The 12,656-nt window shown below is 65.8% G+C and carries 16 protein-coding genes; 9 read left to right on the top strand and 7 right to left on the bottom strand.

The genetic code is table 11. From position 1 onward, the window contains the following. The first annotated feature begins 66 nt into the window (after positions 1–66). From C5E06_RS10095 to C5E06_RS10080, 4 genes are read left to right on the top strand one after another with little or no spacing between them, the layout of a single operon-like run. Complete coding sequence (locus C5E06_RS10095; RefSeq protein ID WP_104241311.1) at positions 67–876, top strand: N-acetylmuramoyl-L-alanine amidase; 810 nt, start codon at positions 67–69, stop codon at positions 874–876. 5 nt (positions 877–881) lie between these two features. Continuing rightward, the gene (locus C5E06_RS10090) at positions 882–1,337 is read left to right on the top strand and encodes a hypothetical protein (protein WP_146080528.1); all 456 of its coding nucleotides are present in this window, start codon (positions 882–884) and stop codon (positions 1,335–1,337) included. Next, the gene (locus C5E06_RS10085; protein ID WP_104306801.1) at positions 1,327–1,686 is read left to right on the top strand and encodes a hypothetical protein; all 360 of its coding nucleotides are present in this window, start codon (positions 1,327–1,329) and stop codon (positions 1,684–1,686) included. Before C5E06_RS10090 ends, C5E06_RS10085 begins: the two co-directional genes overlap by 11 nt. Positions 1,687–1,691: 5 nt before the next feature. After that, the gene (locus C5E06_RS10080; RefSeq protein ID WP_258063124.1) at positions 1,692–2,174 is read left to right on the top strand and encodes a hypothetical protein; all 483 of its coding nucleotides are present in this window, start codon (positions 1,692–1,694) and stop codon (positions 2,172–2,174) included. 112 nt (positions 2,175–2,286) lie between these two features. On the opposite strand, the gene C5E06_RS10075 is transcribed toward C5E06_RS10080, so the two are convergent. The 3 genes from C5E06_RS10075 to C5E06_RS10065 all read right to left on the bottom strand — a co-directional run bounded on the left by C5E06_RS10075 (position 2,287) and on the right by C5E06_RS10065 (position 5,905). Continuing rightward, complete coding sequence (locus tag C5E06_RS10075) at positions 2,287–4,020, bottom strand: hypothetical protein (RefSeq protein ID WP_104241308.1); 1,734 nt, start codon at positions 4,018–4,020, stop codon at positions 2,287–2,289. 84 nt (positions 4,021–4,104) lie between these two features. Continuing rightward, entirely contained in the window at positions 4,105–4,458 is a 354-nt protein-coding gene (locus C5E06_RS10070) for a hypothetical protein (RefSeq protein ID WP_146080529.1), read from the bottom strand. A gap of 622 nt (positions 4,459–5,080) precedes the next feature. Then, a complete protein-coding gene (locus tag C5E06_RS10065; RefSeq protein WP_104306800.1) occupies positions 5,081–5,905 on the bottom strand; it encodes a hypothetical protein in 825 nt (274 codons plus the stop codon). A gap of 250 nt (positions 5,906–6,155) precedes the next feature. Between C5E06_RS10065 and C5E06_RS10060 the strand changes: the two genes are divergently transcribed. Next, positions 6,156–6,686, top strand: a complete 531-nt coding sequence (locus C5E06_RS10060; RefSeq protein WP_146081360.1) for a hypothetical protein — start codon at positions 6,156–6,158, stop codon at positions 6,684–6,686. Positions 6,687–6,730: 44 nt separating this feature from the next. On the opposite strand, the gene C5E06_RS10055 is transcribed toward C5E06_RS10060, so the two are convergent. Next, positions 6,731–7,255: a hypothetical protein gene (locus C5E06_RS10055; protein ID WP_104306798.1), complete on the bottom strand. Its 525-nt coding sequence runs from the start codon at positions 7,253–7,255 to the stop codon at positions 6,731–6,733. Between the two features lie 189 nt (positions 7,256–7,444). Further along, positions 7,445–7,867 (bottom strand): hypothetical protein, encoded by a 423-nt coding sequence (locus C5E06_RS10050; RefSeq protein WP_104306797.1) that lies wholly within the window; start codon positions 7,865–7,867, stop codon positions 7,445–7,447. 138 nt (positions 7,868–8,005) lie between these two features. Here C5E06_RS10050 and C5E06_RS10045 point away from each other — a divergent pair, with 138 nt between their 5' ends. From C5E06_RS10045 to C5E06_RS10030, 4 genes are all read left to right on the top strand, one after another. Further along, positions 8,006–8,221 (top strand): hypothetical protein, encoded by a 216-nt coding sequence (locus tag C5E06_RS10045; protein WP_104306796.1) that lies wholly within the window; start codon positions 8,006–8,008, stop codon positions 8,219–8,221. Then, positions 8,218–8,679 (top strand): hypothetical protein, encoded by a 462-nt coding sequence (locus tag C5E06_RS10040; protein ID WP_104306795.1) that lies wholly within the window; start codon positions 8,218–8,220, stop codon positions 8,677–8,679. The genes C5E06_RS10045 and C5E06_RS10040 overlap by 4 nt, the downstream gene beginning before the upstream one ends. Continuing rightward, on the top strand, positions 8,676–9,389 hold the full coding sequence (locus C5E06_RS10035) for an exonuclease domain-containing protein (RefSeq protein ID WP_104306794.1): 714 nt from the start codon (positions 8,676–8,678) through the stop codon (positions 9,387–9,389). Before C5E06_RS10040 ends, C5E06_RS10035 begins: the two co-directional genes overlap by 4 nt. Before the next feature lie 415 nt (positions 9,390–9,804). Beyond that, entirely contained in the window at positions 9,805–10,434 is a 630-nt protein-coding gene (locus tag C5E06_RS10030) for a hypothetical protein (RefSeq protein WP_104306793.1), read from the top strand. 15 nt (positions 10,435–10,449) lie between these two features. On the opposite strand, the gene C5E06_RS10025 is transcribed toward C5E06_RS10030, so the two are convergent. Then, on the bottom strand, positions 10,450–11,568 hold the full coding sequence (locus C5E06_RS10025; RefSeq protein WP_104306792.1) for a hypothetical protein: 1,119 nt from the start codon (positions 11,566–11,568) through the stop codon (positions 10,450–10,452). A gap of 56 nt (positions 11,569–11,624) precedes the next feature. Next, entirely contained in the window at positions 11,625–12,488 is an 864-nt protein-coding gene (locus tag C5E06_RS10020; RefSeq protein ID WP_104306791.1) for a hypothetical protein, read from the bottom strand. Between the last annotated feature and the right edge of the window lie 168 nt (positions 12,489–12,656).

Here is a 12,656-nt window from a genome sequence, read left to right as displayed (position 1 = left end):
CGTTCCCGAGCTCCGAGGCCCTGCGCGCACCGCGCAGGGCCTCCCTCATGCCCCAGGAGGCACTGCATGACGTTCTCCAACACTGCCACCGGCACGTCCGGCAACGGTGGCCAATTCTCGAATCGATCGGCTCGCGTCGATCGGTTCATCGTCCATCACGCAGCGACCGCGTCGCTGTCCGCCGTGCTCTCCATGATGAGCACCGGCTCCCGCCAGGTCTCCTCGAATTACGTCATCAAGGACGAGCAGATTCTCGGAGTCGTGCCCGAAGAGAAGCGAGCGTGGACCTCCGGGTCCGCCGCATGGGACGGCCGCGCGATCACCGTCGAGACATGCAACTCAGCGACGGGCGACGCGTCCGGGTGGCCCATCTCCGAAACCTCCTGCCAGTCGCTCGCCCGCCTCATCGCGGACTGCTCCACCCGGTACGGCTTCCCCCTCAACCGCGACACCGTCATCGGGCACCGGGAGCTCTACACGCGCTACGGCGCTTCCTACTCGACCGCCTGCCCGGGCGGCATCAACCTCGACCGGCTCGTCGCGATGGCCCTCGAGTACCAGGCCGGTGGCGACCCCGCCACCGCCACACCCGCAGCACCCAAACCCCTCCAGGAGGAGACCATGTACCCCGTCTTTGTCGCCGACTTCGGCCACGCCCTCATCACGCCCACCTACGTGCGCAAGATCGTCGACCTGCCCCACGCGACCGCGAAGTACACCATTGCGGGCCTCGAGAAGATCAGCAAGCCGGTCGTCGTGCTGCCCTTCCCGGAGTTCTACGGCATCTGGTCGAACGTGAACGCGGGTACCAAGGATGACTCCTCCACCGGCAAGGAGATCCAGGCGCTCGCCAAGAAGCTCGGCATCGCGAGCTGACCGTGATGACTCGTCGCCACGTGCTCCGCGTCTGGCAGCTGCTCACCGACCCGGACGCGACATGGCAGCCCGTGCTCTTCGCGTACGTGGCGACGGTCGTCATGGGCGTCGTCACGTACGCCTTCCCACCGACGACTATCGAGGGGGCGATCGGGTCGACGCTCGCGACGATCTGGGCGGCGTGCATGATCGGCGGCGGGCTCATTGGGCTCGGCACCATGTTCACGCCGCACATGTGGCTCGAGAAGATCGCGCTCTCCATCGCCGCGGTCGGCGGGCTCTTCGTGTACGCGTTCGTCGTCGGCAGCCTCCACGCCTCCGCACCGCCCGGCGCGTCCAGGCTGACTCAGCTGTCGGTGATCTTCATTGCCCTGTCTGCGTACTGGTTCCGCTGGGTCGCGATCCGCAAGCACACGTACGCCCCGCGCGGGCACAGGCGGAAGGCGCCGTGTGGACACTGAACTCACCAAGGCAATCGTCGCGGGCATCTTCGCGTTCCTCGCATCCTCCACGGGCCTCGCGTTCGGGAAGCGCATCTGGGCGCGCTTCACCGGCAAGGACGCCGCTCTCCGGGGAGAGATCGACCGAGCTCACGAGCAGGTCAAGGACGCCGAAGCGAAGGTCACGCTCGCAGAGGCCGCTCTTGACCGCGTCGAGCATGCCCGCGACCAGGAGCGCACCGCCCGCCGCATCTCTCAAGAGCACGCGTCGGAGGTGCGGCGCATCGCGATCGACGCGGGCGTGCCTGCATCAGCCATCCCGCCCTACCCATCCTCGGCCCTGCATATGGGCCCGCTCTCGAAGGAGTAACCCACATGTCCCTCATCCGCACCCCCGACCGGGAGTCGCTGACCGCGCGCGCCCGCGCCGCCCGCTTCGTCCTGGCCTTCGCGCTCATCTTCGCGACCCTCGTGCTCGCCGCGATGCTCGCACCGTTCGCGCAGGCCGCCGAGGTCACCGCAGCTGCCGGAGCGCCGCAGGTCGCGTTCACGCTCGACCCAATCCTCGTCGGCCAGCTCGTGCTCGCCGTCGTCCTGCCGCTGCTCGTCGGCCTCGTCACGACCCGAGTCACCTCGTCAAGCACGAAGGCGTGGCTCCTGGTCGGACTCTCGCTCCTCACGGCGTTGCTCGCCGAGGCGATCTCCGCGTGGCAGGCAGGGGGTATATACGACATCGGCACGGGCCTCCTGCTGGCGCTCCCGACGTTCCTCATCGCCGTCGGGATGCACTACGGCATCTGGAAGCCGACCGGCACCAGCACCGCCTTGCAGAAGGTCGGCGGCAAGCACGCCGCCTGACCCCGCTGAGCACGACTCCGCCCCTCTCGCGGTAGCGACCCTGGACACCCAGAGTGACGCTGCGCGGGAGGGGCGTGTTTCGTCGTTGAGCTGAGTTTTGGCTTGGCCGGCGCTACGGTTTGGCCGCGCGCTTTCGAGCGAGGAGAAGCGTGACACCGAGGGCGAGCAGCGAGCTCGTGAGGAGGCCCAGGGGGGCAAGCGTGTCTGTCCCGGTGGATGCAAGCGCGTGAGGTTGTTCGCTGTGTGGTGGGGTGGGGTGTCCCGCGGGGGCTGATGCGGCTGACATGGAAGGTGCAGATGGGTCGCTTTCAGCGGTAGCGGTCGAAGAGGCTGGTATGGGGGGAAGCGGTGCGCTTGTCGTCCCAATCGGAGTCGGTGATGCGGTGATCGTGCTCGTGGGGGAGTCGGTGACTGTCGGTGACGCTGTCGAGACTGCGGTCTCCGTGGGGGACGGTGCGGCCGAACCGGTGGGGTCCGGCGTCGTCGGCGAAGGAACACCCGTTGGTGTCTCTGTCGGTGTGGAGCTTGCTGTCGGGGTCTCGGTTGCTGTTGGCGAGGGGGTGGCGGTGATGGTCGGGGAGGGCGTTCGGGACGGGATTGGGGCGTCGCGGGGCAGGACGGTCATGTCTGGCAGGCCTGAGATGATCGGATGATCGGACGTCAGTGTGGTCACATTGCCGTAGTCGTCGACGAGCTCGGCGCCCACAACTTCGTAGACACCTCCTCCCCACTTGGGTATGTCCTCTTCGTAGGGGGTGACAGTCAGCCATGCTCCGGACGCGCCGGTAAGAACTTCGCCCAGGCGGTCGCCACCGTCCCCACGCATGGTGTAGATCGTCCCCCGGTAGTTTTTGAGGTAGAACCTGACATCGTCCATGTCGCTCTCATCCCGGATGGTCCAGTTGATATCCGGTTCGTCACCCATGCGAACCGTGGACTGCTCGAATCCTGCTGAGAGCAATTCTGGAGCCGTGACGTCTGGTCCTCCGGAATCGACAACCGTGAACGCCGCGGCGGAGGCCAGTGCGGCGTTGTCAGCTGGCGTGGCCTGGATGAGTCGGTTCTCGTGTTCGTCCCATGTGGTGAGCTGGGTAACTCGATACTCGCCGAGCGCCCACGTGAAGTTGTTCACTGTGAGGTGCAGTGCTCCCGAGACACGATCGCCTTCCCTGGTCGCAGTCAGCATGTCGAAGCCCTCAGCCGTGTACGACCGGCCATCCGGGCCGGTGATAGTCAGCAGCAGAGACTTGACGCGGCTGGACTCGCGCATCGTCCAGTTGAACCAAATGACGTCGCTCTGACGTACCTCTGCCGGTGCGTCCACTTGCAGGTCGATGAGCTCTGGTGCTTCTTGGTCGCCGTCTGTGCCCACGTCGATTTGGAGCTTCGGAAGAGCTTGGATAACTGGGCTGTATGCCTCGTCCGCACCCCCGTGCACGCCCAACTCGTCGAAGAAGCCCAGGCCTTGCACGCGCCATTCACCAGGCGCCCACTCCGGTCCGTTGGGGGAAAAGGACGTGGTGCCGAAAACGATGTCCCCTTCGCGCCCCGTAATCTCCATGTCGTAGTGTCCGAGGATTTTCCTGGTTTCCGGAGAGAAGACCGTGCCGTTCGCGAGGTCCACTGCGCTGTATGCGATGTCACGGGTGCTGCGCACACTCCAGTTGATGCGGACGGTGTCACCGCCCCTTACTGTCGTCGGCGTTACGATCTCGGCGCTCAAGAGTTCCGGCCCGACGTCAAACTCGTTGTACTCGTTCGCCAAGACTCCAGGGGCGGCGGCTGCAGTTGTCGCAAAGAGCAGCACCGCGGTGCAAGCGCAAAGGAAAGCCAGAAGTTTCTTCATATGTCTCCGATGAGAGAGCCGGGGGATGGAGCCAGACTACTGATGCGACCACGCGACTGGGAAGACAGCCACGTCATGCAGAACTCACCACACTTTCTTCTTCCTGGCCCGCTGATCCATGCAGAGCAGCGCGACCGAGAGCTCAGACGCGAGGCTCTGCGCGGCGAGGGCGTCGCCCTCGAGGATGACGGTCCCGCGGATCTGCGCGTTGCCGTGAGATATCGCCCACTCCTTCTCGCTCATCGTCCCGACCTCAAGCGCCTGGCGCACCTCGGCGCGCACGCCACCCTCGGTCACCCACTGCAGCATCTCGAGCCACGCGTCGAACACCTCGAGCGGTTCGAACAAGATCGGCTCGTACGTGTCGCCGTCGACGTCCCGCACCGGGGGAGAGTCACCCCACAGGAGCCACGACATGCCATCGACAGGCCTCGTCACCACCGGGCGCCAACACACGATGCGCTTCGTCCACTTCGAGTCCACCCGCTCCCGGGCCGTCTCGCACCGCAGCACCAGCGACTCGAGGGCGACTTGGCGGTGACCTGTACGGCTAGTTCGTTCATGCGCGGGAGTGTGCCACGGGCCCCCGACAGTGAACTCTCCGAGCGCATCGAGAGCGCGTCCGACCGAGTGCGGAACGAGCTCGCGGGCTGAGCACAAAACAGGTTAGCGCCAACTCTGCGCCAACTACCCAAGCAAGAGAAAAGCCCCGATCTGACGTTAGGGCGTCAGATCGGGGCTTTTCCTAGTGGGTGATGCGGGACTCGAACCCACGACCTCTTCCGTGTGAAGGACTGAGTTCACCGTGAACGTCCGCAACCAACCGGTCCTGTTGCCAGTCATTTACTGGGGAGACGCGGGCTCGAGGTCCATCCTGTGTTTGCGGATATTCACGGTGTTTCATGGTCTCCAGCATAGGTCCACCGGCATTTCACCGGCACGGGTCGCCTGGTTCCGAGCGGTCCTTTGCGGTCCTTCGGGAATCAGATTCGGGGTGCTGGTGGGGCACAGCAAGACGCCCGCCACGGGTGACCGTGGCGGGCGTCTTGCGAACGTGAACCTAGAGCGCCATCGGCTCCCGTTCCTCCTCGCGGCCATCAGACTCGAACGTCCGCAGGAGCGAGTTGGCGTCAACCATCCGTCGGTCGACGTCGCCCTCCAGCTTGGCCGACTCGTCGTCCCAGATCTCGGCGCCGGAGGAGTCCTCGACGCTACGGATGAGCCCGTCCTCGTAGAAGTGGATTCGAGCGGCCGTCGGCAGGGCATCTTTCACGAGCCGACCTGCCATGGCCCGGGTCTCAGCGTCCTCGGCCTCCCGGACTCGCGCAGCTCGAGCGCGGTTCGCCGCGAAGCGGTGGACCTGCTCCCGCGTCGGCATTGTCTTCCGTTCGTCGTACTCGTTCGGCAGCCAGGTGAGGTCGTAGGTGCCCTCGAGCGGGATGCCGTGGTAGCTGGTGGCGTCGGCGACCTTGGCGTTGAACTCGATGCTGTCCTCGTCGATGTCGTACTCGGGGCCTTGCGCGATGATGTCACCGTTGGCGTCCATGATCCGGTCGAATTGGGAGTAGCTGCCTCCGTCGTTGTCGTAGGTGAGCGCGACCCGGTCCGCGGTCGGGTAGTGCACGGCGGCCGCCGCTGCAATCGCCTCGCGCGTGAGCTCAGCCTTCCGCGCGGGATCCGCGATCTCGCCGATGTTGTCGAGCGCGCGGAGCTGATTCACTGCCGCGTCGTACCGGTGCTCCGCGGCTCGCGTGGATGCGGTCGGGACTGCGGCGAACTGTCCCGGGGCGGGAGCAGTGTGCTGCTGGTGTCCGAACTGACCTCCGGTGGTGCCGTTGCTTCGAGAGGCTTCCCGGCGCTGGGCCGCTTCGTTGCTGATCGTCATGGGTCATCGTCCTTCGGTCGTGGGAGGGGTGCGGAGGTAGCCGTTCCCAGGCTCTCGGCGGGCGGCAGCGCCCGAGGCGATGTGGGACATGCGGATGGCCTCCAGAGTGCTCGTACCGGGACTGTGTGCGGCGCTACGCGGCAGGCCACTACCAGGCGCGAGCCTTTTGCCACCCGGAGAGCGTCCAGCCTCGGTTGGGAGCGTGATGACGTACCCGCGCTCAACCACTGAACAACGAAGCGAGGCAACGATGACCGCGAACCCGGATCCAGACCTAGTTGCTCCTGCCGCCCTGGACACCGCCATAGGAAAAGGGTGGCTTCTTGAAGTGCGCCGGTACACGCTCTGGTTGCTCGCGTTGGCGCTGATCCACACCATCGCGAGCAACGCATCGCGCAGCTACTGCCCAGGAGGTGTCACTGGTGCCGGCGAGTACATCGACGCAAACCAGGAGATCACCGAGCAAGTCCCGAACTGCCTCGCTCTGACACTGCAACCGGGAGCGTTCGTCTATCTGGCCCTGGCGATCGGTTTCGTGAGTAGCTTGACTGCCCTCGCACGGCGAGGAACGGTTCTCGTAGATGCTCGGCGTCAGTTCAATAAGTCGATCCTGTTGTTCGCTGCGGTCGTTGTGGTCTGGACTGCAGCGTCGATCTACTCCATGCTCGCCTTTCCGATCGACCTTTACGACGGCAGCCTCGTTCGCCCTGACGGCTTCATTTTCGGCAACGTCGACGTCGAAATCTCACCGATGAACGTTCAGGCTCCAAGCCCGAGCTGACGAGCTCTCACGCCGCGACGAGTATCCGCACGGTCGCGCGGGTGTCACGCCGGGGATCGGTCGCCAGGGCCGGCGCCACTCGGCAAGTGCTCGGCGAACAGCTCAAGCGCCTCCTCATCGAGGGGACGGGGCTTCTTGACGCTGGAGCCGCGGGCTCGAACTCGGAGGACGTTGAGAGTCTGCCCGGCACGACGCTCGGGGTCCTGCTCGATGCCGAAAGTGCGGGGGAGCTTCCCGTACTCGCTAGCGAAGTCGACGATGAACTGCGCGCGCTCGAGGTCGCTGGCGAACATCTTCTGCCGGCGAGCGACACGCCTCGGCGGTCGTTTGTGCGCTGCCAGGTCCGCGACGGAGGTCAGCAACTCATCGGAGAGCGAGTCCGGGTCGCTGGTGCGGATGAGGTCGAGGACGCCTCGCCACCACTGGCCGATGTGGAACTCGTGCGGGCCGACACCGGCGGCACGGCGCTGAACCGGAGGCTTCCCGTGCTCCGCCTGGAACTCACGGAAGGCGAGGGAGTGCCACGCGAAATCCTGGGGGCAGTTGCTGATGCTGCAGGGTGTGTTCATGCCCGGACTATGCGGGGCGGATGGGCTCGTTCCAGATTCCTATCTGAGTGCAGCGGACTACACGATTGCTAAGCCAGCTGGACCTGGCCCCAGACCTTGCTCGGCAGTCCGGGCCGACACCGCTGGGCCGCACCCGACCTGGATCGCTGTGAACGGTGCAATCACGCCGCGCACATGTGCCCCGGGATCTTAAGGGACCAGTGCGGTGATGCGGGCCACGAGCCCGTCTCGATACCGGACGTGGATACGACGCTTGCCCGACCCGAACATGTCCCAATCGGGCCGGCTGGACGCGGGTTCGCCGAGAACCGAGACGACCGCAGCCCGATCGGACGTCGCATCGATCCCCTCGACAATCGAGGCAGGGCGGGGGTAGGTGCCGTAGCGCGATTCTTCCTGGATGCGCATGACGATCTTGTCCAGCTTGCCGTTCTTGAGACTGAAAACCGTGCCGTCGTCGAAGGCGGAGAGCATCAGGTAGGAGGCGCGGCCTTCCTTGTAGGCGTCCTCGACGGTCTCCCCGACGAGCGTGAGTGCCGCCTGCGCGCTTTCATGCGAGAGGGGCTGGCCGAGTGCCAAAAGCATGGTCGTGATCTCACCACGGGTTGTCATCGGTTCTCCCCTTGGTCGTAGGCGCCAGGACATTCCCAGTATGGCGCAGGCGATCACCGGGGTGCCGTGAGGAGGCCCCGCATAGGTGTGCAGACGCCCCGCACGACACTCGCGGGCCCGACACCTTGGAGGATCACCATGATGGCACCGACCCCGCACACACTGATGGACAACGAGACACTCGAGCGCACCGAAGCCGAGCTCGTCCAGGAGCTGGAGCTTCGCGAGTCCAAGTCGTCAGAGCTCTCCCCGGTCCCCGCCTTCGCGACGATGCCGAACGAGCAACTCGAAGACATGCTCGGCGACATCCGCGCGAACCTCACCGCCCGCCTCGGCGCAGAGGTGCAGGCATGAACGACAACCAGAGCACCCCGGAAGCTCCCGACGCAACCACCGACACCGAACCGCAGCCGCAGCTCCAGTTCGCCGCGATCCGCGTCGACCCGCTGACGAATGAGACGATCGTCTCGACCGAAGAGGACTGGAACTACGGGACCACGGAGCTCGTCGCGGACACTCTCGGTGCCGAGGTGGATGCCCGCGCCGCACCTCCCCCCGCCGCATTCCCCTCTTGGTGGGACGCGCAGGTCGAGACCCTCCTGAATGGCACCGAGGACCGCCGCAGCCGCGAGGTTCGCGACGCTCGGCGCGCGAAACGCGCCCGTATCTGCCGCCTGCTGATTTGGATTGCCGTGGCCGTCGTCGCGGTGGAGTTTGCCGCAGCGTCGGAGGCCTTCGGCATGCTCGAGGACGTCCCCGTGTCCCTCGGCGGCCTCCTGACCGAGTTCCTCGCCCGCATAGGACTGACATGACTTCCGACACCACTCCCACCGCCACTCAGCCGCTGACGCGGGTGCGCGTCTTCGACCTCGAGACCACTGGTATCGACGTCGAGACTGCCCGCATCGTAACCGCCTTCATCGGCGATGTCGTCGACGATGGGAAGGGCGGCGTGACCGTCGACGGGGACATGGACCTCCTCGTCAACCCGGGCATCGAGATCCCCGCGCGGGCGACCGAGGTGCACGGCATCACTACAGAGCACGCCGCAGCGTCTGGCATCGACCCCGAGCAGGCGGCGGTGCTCCTCGCTTCCTCCATCGCCGACGCTGCTGCGGCAGGGATCCCCATGGTGGTGTTCAACGCGCCCTACGACTTCACCCTCCTCGACCGCGAACTGCGGCGCCACGGCAAACTGACCCTCAACATGACCGGCGTGATCGTTATCGACCCGCTCGTCATCGACAAGCACTTCGATAAGTACCGCCGCGGCAAACGCACCCTCGAGGCCGTGACCCGCCACTACGGCATCCACCTCGACGACGCCCACACGGCACGAGCGGACGCCGTGGCCACCGGCCAGCTCGCGCTGCTGCAGCTGGTTCAGGAGCTCAGCAGCGACGCTCGGATGGACCCGCAGGCAGCCGCGTACAGGGAGCAGATGACGAGCCTGGAGGCGTTTAAGCGCCGCACCGAGCCGGACTTTGCGACCCCAAATGACTGGCCGATTCGCCCTCTCTGAACCCTCGTCCTCCCAGAATCCGATCGGTTGAGACGGAAAAGCGCAGGCTCGCAGAACAAATTCGCTAAGCACCTACTTGGTCGGTAGGTTCTCCGGTGTTGCGGCAGAGCGCCGGTTGGGGAACCAGGCCGGTGGCGAGCGTAGCGGCAGGTCGGGGGACCTGGCCGTACGCTCGCCACCACACTGCAACAGCCATGGCCCCGCCGGAACACCCCCATGATTCGGCGGGGCTACCTTGCTCGCACGCCCCGCCGTTGTGGCGCGTCAGCAACGTCTAGGTCAGAAGAGGCTCAGCCAGCGGACTTCGTAGAAACGGCGTTCTTGTTCGTTTTTCGGTCCCCGGGGCGTCAGTCTCTGTCGCGGGAATCAGACTGCTGGAGGCCCGGCGCTCGCTGAGCCGCGAGGAGAGGAAACCATGTCTGCACGCAACGAAACCCACGCCGAAGTCTCCGCGGACCGCCGCAGGGTCTTGAAGACCGGAGCGTGGGCGGTGCCCGTCATCGCATTCGGTATCGCAACCCCAGCCCATGCCGCGTCACGGCCATGCCCACAGCTCAATAACGCCGCCCTGTGGTCGGCTCCCGTCGTTGCCGGCCCGCTTCGAGCGGGCTCGCAGGCACAGTTCAACAATCAGTACGGCGGCACCTACCTGACCGTCGCCAACAACGCCACATCGTTCCTCTCGGTGCAAGACCGGGTCACCGGTGGAGCTGGCACCACGACCGTCACAATCTCGGCACCATTCACACCGGTCGCCGGAACGGCCTACACCTTCAGCTTCCGGGCGCGCGCGAGCAACGTGCAGAGTACCGTTCAGACTCTGGCGGTGACGATCAACAACGTCCAGCAGTGGAACGCTGCCACCAAGGCGAACTTCGGTCCGACCCGAATCCTGGGCGCCGAGGCGGCCTACTCGTTCACATGGACGGCGCCGAGCAGCACAACCGCGACCATTCGCTTCGTCTTCTCACTCCCGCTCGCAACTGGCGACAACGACGATATCCGAATCAACTTGCCCGTCGTCACGGCAGCCACCTGCCGCTAGCGGCGGCCGCCCCGACTACGCTGCCGCGATCCACTCCGACTCGAGCGGCGCCTCGGGCGCGTATGCCGGCTCGTAGAGGCCCGCGACCTCGTTCCAGGACCAGTACCCCTGGTTGTCGTCGACGACGGCGGGCGAGTCCGGCGTGAGGTGGCTCGTGAGCCGCCCTTCAAGCTGGACGTCGTGGCCATAGCCGGAGCCGCGCTGGATGACGAGCACCCGCGGATTCGTCGAGGTGACCCTGCGGTCGACGTCCACGTTGTTCGGGCGGTCGGTGCGGATGCCGGAGAGGGTGGCGGACCCGAGGTCGGTGTAGGCGAGCACCTTGATCTGGTATTCGCTGAACGGTTCGGACGTGCCGCCCATGCCCTCGGTGATGAGCTCGCGGATGCGCTGCTGGTTCGTCTCCGTCATCGCGATGCCCGCTCCCATGAAGAGCTTCTGCAGCATCCGCTCGCGGGCCTTGAATGCGACCTCAGGGTCGGCGTGGTTCAGATCCGGTGAATCGTGAAGTGCGTCCTCGGCGCCTGACACCGGCAGCTGCACGAGCTGCGTGTGCGTGTTTCGGACCAGATCGGCTGCGGGGTCAGATTCGTCCCAATCAGTCGCCCACATGCGCAGGTCGTCCTGTGTGGAGCTGGAGATCTCGTTCCAGGCCGTCTCGTTGTCGGTCTCATCGCCGTACTCATCAACTTCGTCCTCGTCGCCGACGAGGTTCATCGCGACCTCTTCCGCACGGTCGTACGTGCTGTCCCCGAGCCACGAGATGTCATCGTCACCGTTCACGAACTCGCTGCTGTCGGCGAGATACTCGTCCATCTGGGAGGGGCGCAGCTGGTCGTCGGAGGAGATGTAGACCAGGTCGGGCCGCCATCCGGCAGCGTTCATGCGGTCGATCGCGCGGGAGCCGAAGCTGTCGCCGAGGATGTCGCGGAGCTGCGTCAGCGCCTCGACTCGGTCCTCGAAGTCATACTTACCCCGGGAGGGTTCCAGGAGCGCTTCGATCTCCGCACGGTCGGCGCCCGGCACGGCGATCTCGCCGGGGAGGGAGTGAGGCTGGTAGCCGAACTCGCCACCGGTCGTGCCGTTGCCGCGGCTGGACTCGCGGCGGGCGATCGCGTCTGCGGACATGGTCATGGTGAGGCTCCTCGGGTCGGTTCGCTCACACTGTGTGCGGCGGCGCCCGGGACCGGTCAGTCGAAGCGCACGTAGACGTCGTGGTAGCTCTGGAAGAAGTCGACCTGCGAGTTCGTGTTCTTGGACGTGTACCGGCTGGTGGCGACCTCGAGCCAGAGGGCGAGCTCTCGCCCGTGCTCGGTGTCGCGACGATCGCTGTAGACATAGTCCGGATCGGCCGGGTCGATCGGCTCGGTGAGGTAGTCCTGGTCGACGTTCGTGCCGGTGACCGAGAACGAGGAGACGCCAGCGCCCGTGTTCTGCCGGACCGACACTTTCAGCTCGGCGGGGAGATAGCCGGCGTCCTGGGCAGCCGTGATGTCGCCGCGGATGCGCTTCGCGATCTGGGTCCGCGACTCCATGTGCGTCGCCCGGGCGAGGTGGCCTTCGAACTTAGAACCGCCCATGTAGCCCTTGGAGGCTTCACCGGCATCCGCGAGGTACTCCAGGTCGGGACGTCCACCCTGCGCGTTCACGAACGCAGCCTTGAACGACAGCTCGAAGTCATCCCACTCAGCCGGGTCGGGCTTCGCGAACGAGCCATCGACGAACGGCAGCACCGCATCGGCCATGCGAGCCTGATCCTCGTCGCTCATGTGCGCAGCCGCGACTCGGGCAGCGGGGTAATCGCCCTCGCCGATAGCTCGCGCGAACGCGTGGACAGTCTCTTCGCCGACGAAGCCGCGGAGCTTGAACTGTGGCTCCCGACGAGGCTCCTCGAGCAGTGCTGCGGCGACCGGGGAGAGCTCGTCGCCAGCGGCCGAGCCAGGGTCGAACGCGGCCGGTGCGGAGTGGTCCTGGAAGCCGAACTGGCCAGGCCTCGCGCCGTGGCCTCGGGCGGACTCGCGGCGGGCGTCAGCGGCGGGTGCAGATGTGCTCATGAGCGGTGTCTCCTCGGTGTCGAAGAGACTGTGTGCGGCGCGGTCGCAGCGATCGTGGTTTCGGTATCTCGTCGTCTGATTGCGTATTTCAGTCGTCATTCCGGGTGGCTGCCGAATGGTCCGTGAAGATGGAGAGACATGGGATTTCGTTCAATCCGTCGTCAAAAT

This window comes from Pseudoclavibacter sp. RFBI5 (assembly GCF_002931395.1).
GTDB lineage: Bacteria > Actinomycetota > Actinomycetes > Actinomycetales > Microbacteriaceae > Pseudoclavibacter.
Note: the sequence above shows the minus strand (reverse complement) of the source record. Positions and strands in the feature narration are given on the sequence as shown.